This window comes from Sphingomonas albertensis (assembly GCF_014358075.1).
Taxonomy (GTDB): domain Bacteria; phylum Pseudomonadota; class Alphaproteobacteria; order Sphingomonadales; family Sphingomonadaceae; genus Sphingomonas; species Sphingomonas albertensis.
In genome coordinates this window covers 1-15,884 of record NZ_JACONT010000010.1, presented here as the reverse complement: position 1 = coordinate 15,884, position 15,884 = coordinate 1, and the positions used below count along the sequence as shown (strand labels likewise).

General features: G+C 65.9%; 12 protein-coding genes. 6 read left to right on the top strand and 6 right to left on the bottom strand.

Features of this window, described 5'->3' with window-relative positions:
* Nucleotides 1-34: 34 nt before the first annotated feature.
* From H8S47_RS06510 to treF, 5 genes are all read left to right on the top strand, one after another.
* Nucleotides 35-919: a fatty acid desaturase family protein gene (locus H8S47_RS06510; protein ID WP_187503114.1), complete on the top strand. Its 885-nt coding sequence runs from the start codon at nucleotides 35-37 to the stop codon at nucleotides 917-919.
* Between the two features lie 120 nt (nucleotides 920-1,039).
* On the top strand, nucleotides 1,040-1,582 hold the full coding sequence (locus H8S47_RS06505; RefSeq protein WP_187503113.1) for an RNA polymerase sigma factor: 543 nt from the start codon (nucleotides 1,040-1,042) through the stop codon (nucleotides 1,580-1,582).
* Nucleotides 1,579-2,583: a FecR family protein gene (locus tag H8S47_RS18800; RefSeq protein ID WP_187503112.1), complete on the top strand. Its 1,005-nt coding sequence runs from the start codon at nucleotides 1,579-1,581 to the stop codon at nucleotides 2,581-2,583. The genes H8S47_RS06505 and H8S47_RS18800 overlap by 4 nt, the downstream gene beginning before the upstream one ends.
* A 90-nt stretch (nucleotides 2,584-2,673) precedes the next feature.
* Nucleotides 2,674-5,364, top strand: coding sequence for a TonB-dependent siderophore receptor (locus H8S47_RS06495; RefSeq protein WP_235982656.1), 2,691 nt, complete (start codon nucleotides 2,674-2,676; stop codon nucleotides 5,362-5,364).
* A 63-nt stretch (nucleotides 5,365-5,427) separates the two neighbouring features.
* The gene (treF, locus tag H8S47_RS06490) at nucleotides 5,428-7,002 is read left to right on the top strand and encodes an alpha,alpha-trehalase TreF (RefSeq protein WP_187503111.1); all 1,575 of its coding nucleotides are present in this window, start codon (nucleotides 5,428-5,430) and stop codon (nucleotides 7,000-7,002) included.
* Nucleotides 7,003-7,199: 197 nt separating this feature from the next.
* Here treF and H8S47_RS06485 read toward each other — a convergent pair whose 3' ends face one another.
* Complete coding sequence (locus tag H8S47_RS06485; RefSeq protein ID WP_187503110.1) at nucleotides 7,200-8,660, bottom strand: CYTH and CHAD domain-containing protein; 1,461 nt, start codon at nucleotides 8,658-8,660, stop codon at nucleotides 7,200-7,202.
* 97 nt (nucleotides 8,661-8,757) lie between these two features.
* Nucleotides 8,758-9,654 (bottom strand): serine hydrolase, encoded by an 897-nt coding sequence (locus H8S47_RS06480; RefSeq protein WP_235982655.1) that lies wholly within the window; start codon nucleotides 9,652-9,654, stop codon nucleotides 8,758-8,760.
* A 174-nt stretch (nucleotides 9,655-9,828) separates the two neighbouring features.
* On the opposite strand from H8S47_RS06480, the gene H8S47_RS06475 reads away from it, so the two are divergent.
* Nucleotides 9,829-11,184, top strand: coding sequence for a serine hydrolase domain-containing protein (locus H8S47_RS06475; RefSeq protein WP_187503109.1), 1,356 nt, complete (start codon nucleotides 9,829-9,831; stop codon nucleotides 11,182-11,184).
* Between the two features lie 57 nt (nucleotides 11,185-11,241).
* Here H8S47_RS06475 and H8S47_RS06470 read toward each other — a convergent pair whose 3' ends face one another.
* From H8S47_RS06470 to asd, 4 genes are all read right to left on the bottom strand, one after another.
* Nucleotides 11,242-12,255 (bottom strand): acetamidase/formamidase family protein, encoded by a 1,014-nt coding sequence (locus tag H8S47_RS06470; protein WP_187503108.1) that lies wholly within the window; start codon nucleotides 12,253-12,255, stop codon nucleotides 11,242-11,244.
* Between the two features lie 10 nt (nucleotides 12,256-12,265).
* The gene (locus tag H8S47_RS06465) at nucleotides 12,266-14,155 is read right to left on the bottom strand and encodes a gamma-glutamyltransferase family protein (protein WP_187503107.1); all 1,890 of its coding nucleotides are present in this window, start codon (nucleotides 14,153-14,155) and stop codon (nucleotides 12,266-12,268) included.
* A 133-nt stretch (nucleotides 14,156-14,288) separates the two neighbouring features.
* Entirely contained in the window at nucleotides 14,289-14,498 is a 210-nt protein-coding gene (locus H8S47_RS06460) for a hypothetical protein (protein WP_187503106.1), read from the bottom strand.
* A 196-nt stretch (nucleotides 14,499-14,694) separates the two neighbouring features.
* A complete protein-coding gene (gene asd / locus H8S47_RS06455) occupies nucleotides 14,695-15,579 on the bottom strand; it encodes an archaetidylserine decarboxylase (protein ID WP_187503105.1) in 885 nt (294 codons plus the stop codon).
* Between the last annotated feature and the right edge of the window lie 305 nt (nucleotides 15,580-15,884).

Sequence of the window (15,884 nt, the reverse complement as noted above, 5' to 3'; positions counted from 1 at the left end):
ATCGTGTTACTCGGGCTGCGGAAGGATCGCCAGCATGAAGGTAACCGATTTTCTTGCAAGGGACGAACTGGCCGCATTGACGCGCCGGTCTAATCTGCGGGCGTGGTGGGCGTTCGCCGTGAACTGGGGGTTGATCGCAGGCGCGTTCGCCGTCGCGATCATCTGGCCCAACCCGCTGACGATCCTCGCCGCGATCCCGGTCATCGCCGCGCGCCAGCTCGGGCTCGGCATCCTCGTGCATGATTGCGCGCACAACGCGCTGTTCACCGACCGGCGCACCAACGAGGTCGTCGGGCAATGGCTCGCGGGGACGCCGATCAACCTGTCGCTCCAGGACTATCGCACCTACCATCTGGCGCACCATCGCCATGCCGGAACCCCCGACGATCCCGATCTCGGCTTCGTCGCCAGTTATCCGATCACCGCCCAGGCGCTGCGTCGCAAGCTGATGCGCGACGTGACCGGCCGCACCGGCTGGCGCGATCTCGTCCAGTCGCTCGCGCGCTTTACGATCGCCAAGCAATGGCCCTGGGTCGCCTTTCATATCGGCCTGTTCGCCGTGCTCGCGCTGGCGGGCGGCTGGTGGGCGTACGGTCTGTGGTGGGTCGCGCAGATCTTCGCCTATCCTGTGATCGCGCGCCTCCGCCAGATCGGCGAGCATGGTGTCGTGCCCGATCGCGGCGATGCAGATCCGCGCATGAACACCGCGACCACGATGGTATCCTGGTGGGAGCGGCTGCTGGTCGCCCCGAACCACGTCAATTATCATGTCGAGCATCACGTGGCGGCGGGTGTTCCGCCCTACCGGCTCGCGCGGATGCACCGCCTGCTGAAAGCGCGAGGCTTCTATGATGGATTCGATTCGCTGTCGCACGGCTATCGCGACGTGGTGCGCCGCGCGACCCGCCGGGCCGCCTGACAATCACGACCGCCGTGCACGACCGCCGTGCACGACCGCCGTGCACGACCGCCGTGCACAACCATCGTGAGATCCGGACCGCGAGATTGACGACGCATGCGGACGCTCTAGACATCGCGCATGGGGTCGGAGGGGCAACGCGCGCCGGAGTCGGGCGACAGGACGACGATCCTGCGTACGCTCGTCGATGCGTATAGCCGGCCACTCAGCCGCTATTTCAACCGTCGCGTCTCGGCACAGCACGACGTTCCCGATCTCGTCCAGGAGGTTTTCCTGCGGCTCAGCCGGCTCGCCGACCCGAACGATATCCGCCAGCGCGACAGCTTCATCTTCGTCACAGCCGCAAATGTGCTGAAGGATCAGGCGCGCCGGGATCAGGTCCGTGGCGCCGGCTTGTCGGACCCGATCGATGATTTTTCACTCGAAGGTTCGGATTTTGCGCCCGACCGCGTCTTGGCAAGCAGGCAGGTCGCACTTGCGTTGCGGCACGCGCTTGCCGAACTGCCCGAGCGCACGCGCGACGTGTTCGTGCTGCGGATGCTTGAGGGACTTAAGATGGCCGACGTCGCACATGCTCTGGCCATCTCGACGCGCGCGGCCGAGAAGCATCAGGCACGCGCACTCGCGCATGTCGCCGAGCGGCTGAAGGACTGGCGACCGTGATCGGGCCGCATCAGGGCGAGGCGGTGATGATCGAGGCCGCCGAATGGGCCGAGCGTCTCGACGACGATCCCAGCGACGCTACGCGCGTTCGGTTCGAAGACTGGCGGGCGCACGCCGGGCACGAGGCGGCGTTCGCGGCGGTTGCCGAGGCGCGCACCATGAGTGCCGCGCTGGCAGATCACCCCGAGATGCTGGCGCTGCGTCACGCCACGGTGGCGCGCATCGCGCTCGCGCGCGAGCCGCGCCGCGCTGCGCCGTGGATGCTGGCGGCGGCGGCCTGTGCCGCGGTGGTCGCGCCGATCGCCTGGTTACGTCTCGCCGACGATGCGACGACGACGGGACAGGCGGCGCAGATCGCAGAAGCGCCCGTGTATCGCACCGCGACCGGGCAACGGCTGATGGTGACGTTGACCGACGGGTCGCGGTTGACGCTCGATACCGACAGTCGGGTGCGGATTGCCTATAGCGATGCCGAGCGGCGACTGGTGCTTGAACGCGGCCAGGCGCTGTTCGAGGTCGCAAAGCATCAGCGACGTCCGTTCGTCGTCACCGCGGGATCGCAATCGGTGACCGCGCACGGCACCGCGTTCGACATCAGGCTCGACCCCGGTGCGGTACGGGTCGCTCTCGTCGAGGGGTTGGTGAGCGTTGCCTCCAAGGGCGGACACGCGAAGCCGGTTGCGATGGTACCCGACGACGTCCTGACAGCGTCCGCTGGCGGCGTATCGCTGCGCCATGTGCCGGGCATCGCCTTGGCGCTGTCGAGCTGGAGCGAGGGCCGGCTGGTGTTCGAGGACACGACGCTGCGTCACGCGGTCGCCGAAATGAACCGCTATGGCACGCCGCGGATCGCACTCGCCGACACGCAGGCCGGCGATGTCAGAATCAGCGGATCGTTCCGCACCGGCGAGATCCAGCCCTTCCTCGATGCGTTGCAGATGGGCTTTCCCGTGACCGTCGCGCGGAGCGCCGACGGCATCACGATCGCCACGAAAAAATAAATTCGGACGAGGGTTCGGGATTTAGGGACGCCTGCGTCTTTATCCTCGGATCGACCCCGGCAGAGGGATCGTACACACAGGGAGGGTTGCATGACATCCACAGGCAGGACCGTGCTGTTGCGCGGCATGATGATGACCGCATTGGCGCTAGGCGCAGGCGGCATCCCGATCGACGTGACCGCGCAGGCGGCCGTCGGCGTCCGGATTGCCCGACAGGACATGAGCACCGCGTTGCTTGCCTTCTCCCGCCAGAGCGGCAAACAGATCCTGTTTTCGCCGACGCTTGTTCGTGGGAAGACTGCGCGCGCGGTGACCGGCCGGATGGAGGTGGGCGACGCACTGGCGACGATCCTCAAAGGCTCGGGGCTCGGCCACAAGCTGACGCCGAGCGGCGCCTATCTGATCGTCGATGCACAGGATCAGTCCACCGGTGACGTCGCGACGGCGCGCGCCGTTGCGCCCACGCAGGATACGACCGCGACGCAAGCCGCACCCGAAGAGCCCGCTCCGGACATCGTCGTGATCGGCACCGCGGGCGCCGGCACGCGGCGGCAGGATGCAGCGTTCGCGGTGACCACGATCGACAGCACGATGGCGCAGCGGCTGGGCACCGCCAGCACCGCCGAGGTGCTGCGCGCGGTACCGGGCGTCAGCACCGAAAGCTCGGGCGGCAAGACCGGCGCGAACATCTTCGTGCGTGGCTACCCATCGGGCGGCGATGCGGAATACGTCACCTTCCAGACGCAGGGCGTGCCGTTCTTCCCGCCGCCGACGCTGTCGTTCCTCGAGAACACGCAGCTGATCCGGATCGACGAGACGATCCAGCGCGTCGAGGCGGTCCGCGGTGGCACCGGCGCGCTGTTCTCGAACGGCCAGCCTGGCCTGACCGTCAACCTCGTACAGCGCGAGGGCAAGCAGACGCCGGCCGGACTGCTGAAACTCAGCGGTACCGATTTCGGCGAGTTCCGCGTCGACAGCTATGTCTCCGGCCCGATCAACGACAGCACGACCTACATGGTCGGTGGCTATTACTCGACCTCGCGCGGGATCCGCGACGCGCAGTTCGAGGCGGAGCGCGGCGGTCAGATCACCGGCAACATCCGGCATGATTTCGACAAGGGCTCGATCCTGCTGTTCGGCCGCTATCTCGACGATCGCGGCCAGTGGCTGCTGCCGATCCCGGTCGTCCAGGACGGCGACAAGATCCGCGAATATCCCGGTTTTGACGCCGGTACCGGCACGCTCGTCGGGCGCGACACGCGGATCAGCGTGCGCAACGACGGCAGCCGGGTCGACTTGGCCGACGGACGCAGCGCGAAGACCTATAACCTCGGCGGCAATTTCGATTACGAACTCGGCAGCGGGATTACGGTCCGCGACCGCGGCAGCTGGATGGAGGGCGATGCCGACACGATCGGTCTGGTCCCCGGCGGCACCCCACCGATCACCGCCGCCGCCTATGCCGCCGGCAAGGGCGGGACGATCGGATCGCTCACCTACGCCACCGGCGGTGCCGCGGCGTCGCCCAACACCGCGGTCGTCGAGGCCGGGCTGTGGAGCGTCGAGAAGCATATCCAGGCGTTCGTCAACGATTTCGCGCTGGAGTGGAAATCGGGCGGCAACACGCTGACCGGTGGCGTCTATTACACGCGCTACAAGTCGCGCGACCGGTGGAATCTGGGCAACAGCATGCTGCTGACCGCCGAACCCAATGCGCGTCGGCTCAACCTGACGCTGGCGGATGGCCGGATCGTCACGCGCGACGGCTTCTCGGGCGGTTCGACGTTTAAGGTCAACGCGCGCTACACCGGCGAGGACGTCGCGGGCTATGCGGTCGACGAACTGCAGATCACCGACAAGCTGCGGATCGATGGCGGCGTCCGCTACCAGCATCACTCGGTCGACGGCACGCTCGAGAACCTTGCCGGCACGGTGCCGGCAGCGGGCGCGGACGGCAATCCGTTGACGCTGTACGACAATGGCGACGCGCAGTTGAACGGCACGTTCCGCACGATCCGCTATCGCGGCGATGCGTGGTCGTGGACCGGCGGCGTCAATTACGACCTGACCCGCCAGATCGGTGCGTTCGTCCGCTACAGCCGCGGCAACAGCTTCCCGTTCTTCGACAATCTGCGCGACGGCATCGACGTGGCGCCACAGGTCGACAGCTACGAAGGCGGCGTGAAGGTCTCGGCCGGGATCGCGAACCTGTACGCGACGCTGTTCCACAACACCTTCGACGGGCTCGCGACGACGGTCATCACCAGCGGCGCGCCGATCGCGTCGATTGGCGGCGCCAAGGCGACCGGCGTCGAGTTCGAGGGGCAGTTGCGGCCGTTCGCCGGCTTCACGCTCAGCGGCTCGGCAACGTATCTGGATGCCAAGTACCGCGACTTCTTCACCGATGGCGGCCTGACCGATCTGACCGGCAACCGCGTGCAGCGCCAGCCGAAATGGCAGTGGCGCGTCACGCCCGCCTACGATCTGGAGCTCGGCGGCGACACGAAGGCCGGCGTGTATGCGACGATCGGCTATGTCGGCGACCGGTTCTCCGACGTCCAGAACGCGCAGGTCCTGCCGGGCTATTACAAGCTCGATGCAGGTGCCACGCTCGACCTGACCCCGCAGATCCAGTTCCAGGTGATTGGCGACAATCTGACCGACGAGATCGGGCTGACCGAAGGCAATCCGCGCACGCTTGGGTCACAGGGTAGCGGCACGATCCTCGCCCGGCCGATCGTCGGCCGCTCGATCCGGTTCGCCGCTGCGTTCAAGTTCTGAGATACGCCGGATCGATCCCGCATCGCGCGGGATCGATCCGCTTTGCGGGGTATTCGTGACGTCATGAAAAATGTTCTCCGTTTTGCCGCGCTGGCATCGGTCGCGGCGATCGCGCCCGCGCAGACCGGCCCCGCTTCCGCTCCCTCATCGGTACGATCACCCGCCGACATCTATGGTCCGTTGTTTCGCGCGGTGCAGCAGGGCCATGTGTTCGCGGACGGCAAGACGTTCGTCGACGCCGTGCCGAAGCGCGCAGCCGATGCGATCATGGCGGATTACGCGCGAGCCAAGCCGGTAGGTGCGGCGCTGAAGGCGTTCGTCCTCGCCAACTTCACGGTGCCCGGGGAGAATGATCGCGGCGCGGACGATCTCAGGGCGCATGTCCGGGCCTTGTGGCCGCAACTGGTGCGCCAGCCGGTCGTCGCCGTCGCGGGCAGTTCCGCGCTGCCGCTGCCCGCGCCCTATGTCGTGCCGGGCGGGCGCTTCCGGGAAATCTATTACTGGGACAGCTATTTCACGATGCTCGGGCTTAAGGTCGACGGCCAGCAGCCGCTGGTCGAAACGATGCTCGACGATTTCACCAGCCTGATCGAGCGCTACGGCCATATCCCGAACGGCACGCGGACCTATTATCTCAGCCGGTCGCAGCCGCCTTATTACGCGCTGATGCTCGACCTTTCGACGAATACCGATCCACTGGTGGCAAAGCGCCGGTTGGCGGCGTTGCGCGCGGAACATGCGTTCTGGATGAAGGGCGAGGCTTGCCTGACCCGCCAGCCAGCATGCCTGCGTGTTGTGCGGATGCCCGACGGCAGTGTGCTCAACCGCCATTACGACGACCGCGACACGCCACGCGACGAATCCTATGCCGAGGATGTCGAGACCGCCGCCAAGGCAGGCCCCCGCCCCGCCACCGAGACACAGCGCGACCTGCGCGCCGGTGCGGAAAGCGGGTGGGACTTCAGCTCGCGCTGGCTGCGCGATCCGCAGTCGCTAGCGACGATCCATACCACCGACATCGTACCGGTCGATCTCAACAGTCTTTTATGGGTGATGGAACGCCGCATAGCCGAACGCTGCCGAACCGCCGCCGATACACTCTGCGCCACCACATTCACCACACTCGCGGCAAGGCGCAAGGCAGCGATCGACCGCTATCTCTGGCAGTCCTCGAGTGCGCGCTACGCAGACTGGAACCTGTCGACGCGCAAGCCGACCGCCAGCATCAACGCGGCGATGCTGCATCCGCTATTCGTCGGTCTCGCTTCGCCCGCACAGGCGAAGTCGGTGGCGACGACGGTCCGCAATTCGCTGGTCGCCGAGGGCGGCCTGCGGACGACCACGCTCAGGACCGGGTTGCAATGGGACGAACCCAATGGCTGGGCGCCGCTGCAATGGGTAGCGATCGCGGGACTCGAGGCGAACGGCGAGCCTGCGCTCGCGAAGGATATCGCCCGCCGCTGGCTTGGCACGGTCGGTGCGGCCTATGCCGAGACGGGCAAGATGCTTGAGAAATATAATGTCGAGCAGCGAACGCCGGGCGGGGGTGGCGAATATCCGGTGCAGGACGGCTTCGGCTGGACCAACGGCGTCACCAGCGCGCTCCTGGATCGTTTTCCCGACCTCGCACGGCCTTGAACCCTATTCTGCACGATGATGACGGATCACCGCTAGTTTTGCGCGCGACGGAGGAGCGGCGTCTTCCGCTCTGACGTCGCTACCAGCGCTGATTGATCGGCCCCGGTGGCGAACACCGGCAGCTATCGAACTTACCAAGGGTGATCAGCCGATCGGTCCGACGCTCGATCGGCTGGCGAAGCGCTGATCCCCCGCCCCTAACCCCAGAAAGTCTTGCGATCGAGAAGATCGTCATACGCCTCGGCCGCGGCGTCGATGATCTTCGATTTCTTACGATGCGCCAGCAGGCCCTTCGCCCCGGGGTCGTCGCGCAGGCCAACCCGGTCCAGAACCACCGGCGCCGTCGCCATATCGTTCAGTGCGCCAAGCTCGTCCTGCAGCGTCTCCAACGATCCCACGAACTTCCCATAGCGACGCGAACGCTTCTTGCTCGAGAATACGGAGCCGAGAAACTCCGCGCCATAGCGGAGCCGTTTGGCGGTCTTGCGGACTTCATGGCGTTCCTCGTCTGCCAGCGTCGCAAGCGACCGACCACGCTTCCTGATGCGACGACGCAACGCGTGCAACGTCTCCACCGCGAACTGCCGTGCCGACGCGTCCCGTGCGTCGCGCGTCGATGGCGCGGTGCGCCACGTCCCGCACGCCAGCCACTCCGTCAGATCGAGCATCAGGGCGCGAACCCGGTCCGAGCCCAGCACGGTGTCGACTGCGGCATAGGCAGCATCGCGAGCCTGGCTCAACCGCTCGAACAACGAGCCGCCGGGCTTCGCCTTGGCCAGCAACACATCCAGGTCACGCGCGTCGCCCAGCACCGAACCCAGCCAGCGCAGCTCGCTCTGGAAATGCGGCACCTCGTCGCCGTCGAGCAAGGGATTGAAGATCGAAAAGGCCGACCGCAACCGACGCAACGACACGCGCGCCTGATGCAGGGCCTCGGCATTGGCCTGATCGAGCAGGATAGTCTCGTTCAGGCGATATTGGCGTATGCAAGAGCCAGCGACTGCCTCGAAAGCATTCGCCGCGGATGCGTCCCGGCTCAGCGCGATCCGCTCCGCCTTGAACGCCCTGGATACGGGACGAAGCAGGTCGTAGCCGCGCTCGGACTTGGTCACTACGCCCAGGCGGACCGGAAACTGCGCCGCCAGCGTCCTGGCCAGCACGAACAGAGCGGCCGGCTCTCCCTGCTTCAACTCCAGCTCGAGCTCGCAGATCGGCGACTGGCGGTCACCCGCAGCAACATGACCACGGTCCAAGACCAGCTCGATCGACGCCTCGCCGCTGGCGATCATCCACGTCAGGCGCTCGACCGCGACGGTGAAGATCGGCGCGATTGTGCCGGCCTCGTTGCAGAGCAGCGCCGAGATGGGCGTCCGGTCGTCGACGACCGGCGTCATGCCGGCCACCTCGATTTCCCATTCCGATCGCGCGAAGAGACCCGCCGCCTTCGCATCCGCGACCTTGATCGTCTGCGTCCGCGTGTCGCCGGACTGCCGAATGCGCAACGAGACGCCGCCTTGTGAAAGCGCGAGATCGGGCGTGTCGAAATACACCGCCTGCATCTGCCGCATGCTCGCCGGAGCGCCGAACAGGTCGGACTCGGCAAAGACATCGGCCGCGGCGACGTCCAATACCAGCTTCAGCTCGACTTCCTGCGACACTGGCTACCTTCCCGTAAGCCCATGACACTTCATGCTCATGGCAACCGGCAATAGTCCTTCTGGTTCCCGGTGAGCCGCCCGCAAGACCTTGTTCGCTTCACCGCATTTGCATGAAAAGCGCGAGTGCGTTGCGGACGCTATCCGCGAAGCGATCGTAGATCACGCGTGCGACCTCGGCGATGACAGGCTGACGATCGCGTCCACCTCGCGCGAATATAGCGACTGCCACCCGGCGGCCGTCAGGCATTGTAATGAACCCGACATCGTTGGTGATACCGTCCAGCGTGCCGGTCTTGTCCTCTACTCGAGTACCCACGGGAAGCAGAGCGCGGATGCGGCGGGTTCCCGTCGCGCATCGGCTCATCAGTTCGAGCAGAAACGCGCGGCTTTGCGCCGTTAGAACGGTACCATTGTCGAGCTTGTTCAACAGCGTGACCATGGCAACCGGCGTGGCAACATCCTTGCTGTCGGCGAGGTGGCCGCGCTCTCGAAGCAACTGGGCTATGGTCCGGTCCATCCGGATGCCGGGTATCTTTTGGGAAGAAAGCCACTGCTGGATCGCGACGGGCCCGCCTAGCGCGGCAAGCAGCTGGTCGGTTGCCCGGTTGTCGCTGCGGACGATCATAAGCTCCATGACTTTCGCCGCGGGTCGGCCAACGATCATGTCGCCGAGGCTGCGTCGCCCTTGATCGACATCGGCGAGGTAGGTCGCTGCAACGGCAATCTTGACCGTGCTCGCCATCGGGAATTGGGTGTCGCCGTTGATGGAAACCATCGAGCCATCGCGAAGGTCGAGCGCTGCAATGCCGTAGTCTCCCGAGCGTTCCGCGACCAACTTGCCCAGCGCGCGCTCGAGTCCGATGAGTTCAGGGGAGCTTGCGGCCGCCGGTGCCGGGACAAGGATGCTTGCGGCGATACTCGAAAGGAGCAGGCGGAAAAGCAGGGACGCGCGCATCGATAGTCCTCGAATGTTGTCTTTCAGCGACCTGCTCATGGTAGACCGAAAAACCTGAACGCGTCATGTTGCATGCCGGTGAAGTTCGGACAACGGCGGCTCGCGACGCCGGTTGGTTATACCTCCGGCGCTGCGGCTTTTCGGGCACGCTGCGATTGCTGCAGATCGGAGAAACGAATTGCCGATCTCGCGGCGCAATGGAATGATGCCATCATGCAGATCCTCAAAGCGGCCGGCCTCGTCCTCCTCGCGTCAGTGCCCGCCAATGCCCAAATTGTCGCGCAGCCCTCGGCAGGAACATACCAACGCGCGGTAGCGGCCGGTTACAAGGCGGCGCTATACTGCTCCGGCATCTTCAACGCCGGTCGCACGCCTGCGCAGATCGATGCCGATGAACTGGCCGGCATCTACCCCGAATATGCGACGATCGTGCCGACTCTGACGGCGAGCGTCGACCGTGGTCTCCAGTCCGTTTCCGTAACTTTCGATCCCCAGCTACCGCCAAGACGCGCAGCCTGGACCAGCGGACGGGGTTGCGTGACGCTGCCGATCGGCAGCACGGCACCGTCTGGCCGCAAGTTGACAGCGGCACCGTCGATCACGGCGGCGGATTCCCGGCGCTGGCCACAGGGTGACGCTGGCATCGCACCGCACCCGACAGCCGCGCTGACCGGCGCCGTCGGCAAGGCATTCGGAACAACATATGGCGTCGGCACCAAGACGGTCGGGGTGATCGTCGTGAAAGACGGCGAAGTTCTTGCCGAGCAATATGGCCACGGCTTCGGGCCGTTCGTGTCCAACAGGACGTGGTCGGTCGGCAAGTCGATCGCTGGCACACTCATCGGCCTCAGCAATGCGAGCGCGTTGAAGGCTCCCGCAGCCGTGCCGCAATGGAAGACGGGCGATCCGCGTCGGGCGATCACGCTCGACAATTTGCTACGGATGGGATCCGGCCTGCACAGCGACACCGCCGGCAATCGCACCGACGCCATCTACTTCGGCGGCACCACTGTAGACGAACAGGCGGTGTCATGGCCTTTGGAGGCGCTGCCCGGCAAACGCTTCCGCTACGCCAACACCGATATCCTGCTCGCGGTCTACGCCACACGACAGGCAATTGGCGAGGCCCGGTACCGCGCATTGCCGGGCACCCTGTTCGGCCAGCTTGGCATGACGCACACCGTCGCCGAGACGGACTGGCACGGCAATTACATCCTCTCCAGCCAGGTCTGGTCGACCGCACGCGACCTGGCGAGGCTGGGGTTGTTCTGGTCGCAGGACGGCGTCTGGCAGAGCAAGCGCCTGTTGCCGGCAGGCTGGATGCGCATCATGACGACGCCGAGCGGACCGCAGCCCGCTAGCGGACCGGGCTATGGCGCGACGATGTGGCTGTTCGGCCCCAAGCAGGGCTTGCCCGAGGGCAGCTTCGCCGCACAAGGCAACCGGGGCCAGTATGTGATGGTTATCCCGTCCCGGCACCTGGTGGTGGTCAGGCGCGGCGAGGATCCCGGCGCCGCGCGCTTCGCCATCGCGCGCTTCGCGGCCGACGTTGCCGCCGCGTTGCCTTAGGCTTCTTACCCGAACGGCATACGCGGCGACCTAAGGGACAGGCGTAAGCCGTGGGCGCTAGCGTTTCGTGAACACCGCCTTGGGCAGGACGACGTGGACGCCCTTGTTGCGGTCGACGAGCTCGGTGATCTCGACATCGCCCGCGACGCTGATCAGCATGTAAGCGTCGTCGTGCGTCATGCCTTTTTCCGCGACGAGGAAGTCGATCATGTTGCGCAGCGCCTTGCGGGTCGCATGGCTGAGATCATCGTCGAAGCCCATCGCGATATAGGCCTTGGGCGTCTCGGCGCGCGGATAGCTGATCGCCGCCTTCTTGTGCAGCACGAACTGGAACGTGCCGGTCAACGAGGTTTCGAGGGCGGTGATATCGACCTCGCCATTGCCCTGCGCGGCATGACCGTCGCCGGCCTGGAACAGCGCACCGGGGGCAAATACGGGGAGGAACAAGGTCGTCCCGGCGACGAGCGCCTTGTCGTCCATATTGCCGCCGTTGATGGTCGGCGGCGCGCTGTCGTAGCGGCCGAATGCCGGTGGCGGCGCGACCCCCATGCTGCCGAAGAACGGCGCCAGCGGCACTTCGATGCCGGGCGCGAACAGGCCGACCATGCGCTTGGCATCCAGGGGCACGATCTTCATCCGCGCATAGGGGAAATCGTCGGTCAGGAACCCCGCCCCGTACCGAAACGCATTATAGGCATAGGGGATCGCCAGATCGACCTTGCGGATGCGCACTTCCAGCATGTCGCCGGGTTCCGCCCCTGCGATCGCGATCGGTCCGGTCAGGATATGGCCGCCGGGACCGCGCGCGCTGGCGGGTACGCCGTCATACACGGCACGCAGCGCCGGTTCGATCTGCGCGGGCGCAACGCCGGCCTTTTCCAGACCCGCCGGACTGTTGGTCAGCAACGTGTGGATCACCACCGTGTCGCCCGACCGGATCGTCAGTACAGGCTTATCGGTGGCGTCGTAATGACCCCAGGCGACCGTCTGCGGCGTCGCTTTCAGTTCATAGGTCGCAGCGCCCGCGGGCGTCGCCATCGCAGCCAGAGCGACCAGGATCAGGTGGCGCATCGTCATCCTCTCAATAGGCCAAAGCGCAGCCGTCGGCGCGCATCTCGCTCGCCGCGGCATAGACCCGCGTTGCACCGTCCATGCGGTGTTCGACGCATTCGTAGCGGCCGAAGCCTCCGTCGGGCTCGCCGATCGTCCAGCCGATGTCGGCAAGGCGCTGCTTCGTGGCGGCAGGCACACCCGATTCCAGCCGCAGCAATCCACGCGGCCCCAGCCCGGCCGAATCCTCCCCCATCGACTGCGACGAGCCCTCGTGGTGCCAGCGTGGCGCATCGCCCGCCGACTGGACCTCGAGCCCGTAGTCGACGCGGTTAACGATGATCTGCGTCTGCCCCTGCGGCTGCATGTCGCCGCCCATCACGCCGAAGCTCATCCAGGGATCGCCGCCTCGCGTGGCGAAGCCGGGGATGATCGTCTGGAACGGCCGCTTGCCGGGCGAGTAGATGTTGGGGTGACCGTCTTTCAAGCTGAACAACTGCCCCCGATCCTGGAACATGAAGCCGAGACCATCGGCGACCAGCCCCGACCCCATGCCGCGGAAGTTCGACTGGATCATCGACACCATCATGCCGTCCTTGTCGGCGCAGCTGAAATAGGTGGTGTCGCCGTGGCTGGGCGCCTGCCCGGGATGGACCGGATCGAGGATCCGGTCGCGACGGATCAACTTGGCACGCTGGCGGGCATAGTCCTTGGAGATCAGCCACTCGACCGGGACCTTGCTGAAATGCGGGTCGGCATAGAAGCGCGCCCGGTCTTCATAGGCGAGCCGCTTGGCTTCCGCCTGCAGATGGATCGACAGCGGCGACTGAAAGCCTGAATCGCCGAGATCGAAGGTCTCGAGAATGTTGAGCATCTGCAGCGTCGCGATGCCCTGCGTGTTCGCACCCAGCGCATGAACGTCGACGCCGCGATAGCCCGTCTTGTGCGGCGCGATCCATTCCGATCGATGCGCGGCCAGATCCTCGAAACGCAGCCAGCCGCCGATCCGCTTGAAGTAGCGATCGACGACACGGGCGATCTCACCGCTGTAGAACGCGTCACGCCCGCCCGCGGCGATCGCCCGATAGGTGCGCGCGAGATCGGGATTGCGGAACACCTGCCCGGTCGCCGGGCCCTTGCCGTCCACAAGGCCATAGGTCCTGAGCGCGTTCGCGGTTTCCTCGATGCCGTTACCCGGCCGACGGAATGCCGCCATGCTGCGTCGGATATAAAAAGCGATGATGTCGGGCACCGGCGCGCCCGCCTCGGCATGCGCGATCGCCGGCTCGAACAGCTGCGCCCAGGGCAGCCGGCCATAGCGTTGGTGCATCGTCCACCAGGCATCCACCGCACCAGGCACCGATACGGACACGGCACCCAGCGGCGGCAGCGCTCCGCCGCGTGCCCGCGACCGCACCGTTTCCAGGCTAAGGCCGCGCGGCGACGCGCCCGATCCGGCCAGCCCGACGACCTTGCGCTGCTTGGGATCCCAGATCATCGCATAGGCGTCGCCACCGATTCCGCTCGACGTCGGCTCTAGGAAACCAAGGCAGGCGTTGATAGCGATCGCGGCGTCGACCGCCGATCCGCCTCGCCGCAGGATGTCGATCCCGGCCTGCGTCGCCAGCGGATGTGCGGTCCCCACCGCGCCGTTGAGACCGTAGGCGGCGGTGCGCGAGGCGAAACTCGCGCCGACCGGGCGGTCCCCCGCGGCTACGTCGGGACGAAGGAAGCGGTCCTCTCCGGCGATCCAGCGCGGCGGCAGCGCGGCGGTCGCCGGCTGAGGCGCGCCACCCTGTCCCGGTCCCGGGACACCCTGCTTTCCTGCAACCCCGCGTTCGGGCTGACTACCCTGAGCCATGCCAAGGCCCGGCAGCAATGCGGCCCCTGGCAAGGCGGCGATGAAAGTTCGACGACGCATGATAGACGCTCCCGGTGCTGATGCCCGATCTTCGCTGGCTCCGTGAGCGAGTACAAGGGGTTGATGGGCGGTGCATCGCCGCAGCGCCCGCTCACCCAAGGTGGCCAGTCGCGATAGCTAGGTCGATCGTCCTTCAGTCGCGGGGAGCGCGGGCGAGCACGGACTGCGCCGAACGAAGACGGGCTTTCCATATCTTCACCGACGGATGCCCGGACGCCAGCCCGGCAAGCCGCCCTTCGATCTGAGCGACCTCTCGCTTTGCGGCATCGAGCTCGGCGGCCGTCGGTGCAGGTTGGATATTGGCGCGCGCGTGCGCGCCGGTGCGTCCCTTGCTCTTGGTCATGGACAAGGCGATGGTCTCAAATGCTAAGCGCCGTCAATCAGAGACGGCATGGCAGTTCGTCGTGGCGGCTGCCCGGAATGCGCCCCTCCCGAAAACGAGCAGATGCGGAACAGACCGATTGGCGGGCGTGTCGCCACAGTGCGGCTCGCATGGGACCGCCCGTCGGACGTCCGCTTGTCACGGCTGTAGAGCCTCTTCAGAATGCATCCGCTGGTCTGGTCTCTGAAGAAAGAGCCGGCCGATCGCCCATGCGTTCGCCGAGCCGCACCGGGCGCGTTGGCAGCCAGCTTGGATCGAACGCGATCGTTCCCGGCCGGAATAGCATCACGACCGTCGAGCCCAGCAGGAAGCGGCCCATTTCCTCACCCTGTTCGAGAACGATCTCTCGATCGGCGTAGCACCATTCCGCCAGCTTGCCGGTACGCTTCGCATTGACGGCACCGTGCCAGGCCGTGGCTATGCTGCCGACGATGGTGGCTCCGACCAGCACCATGACGAAGATGCCGTGCTCCGAACTTTCGAATACGCACACGAGGCGTTCGTTTCGCGCGAACAGATTGGGCACGCCGCGCGCCGTGACGGGGTTCACGGAAAACAGGCTGCCCGGAATGTAGCGCATACTGATCAATCTGCCCGCGCAAGGCATATGGAGACGGTGATAGTCACGCGGCGATAGATACAGGTTGGCAAAACTGCCGTGACGGAACTCCGCTGCCAGCGTGCCGTCGCCGCCGATCAGTTCGGTCGTGGTGAACCGGTGCCCCTTGGCCTGTACGATGTGATGGTCGTCGATCACCCCGACCTGGCTGATCGCGCCATCCACCGGGCAGACGAAATCGGCATGCGCCAGAGGGCGGATCCCCTTGCGCAGGGGTCGCGAGAAGAAGTCGTTGAAGCTGGCGTAGCTGGCGATGTCCGGATTTTCGGCTTCGCTCATATCGACCCCGTATCTGGCGACGAACCAGCGGATCAGCCGGGTGGTCATGGCACCGCCCCGCGCCCGGGCGATGCGACCGGCCAGACGGGTCAGGCGCTGTTTTGGCAGGGCATGTTGAAGCAGGATGGTGAAGCGATCGGACATCTTGGACCCTCGAATAGTCGCCAGCGGCTGTAACGGTCGATTGTTCCGCTACGCGAGCGTTTCATCAAGCAGATCCCTGCGGCACCCTCGAGCGGGTGCATTTTCAACAGCACGCGGAACCATCATAGTGCGAGCATCGGCGGTCGCGTGGAACGGCTCTGTGCTGGTGTCTCCGACCTGCCACCGTACCGCGCATGCCTTTGCGGCCAACCGCGGGTCTAGAACGCGTGCGACGCCCTCATGGGTCGTCGTCTGGATATTGGCTTCGATCCGAGCCCTGCCTGCGCAAGACGTGGCGTGGGGCG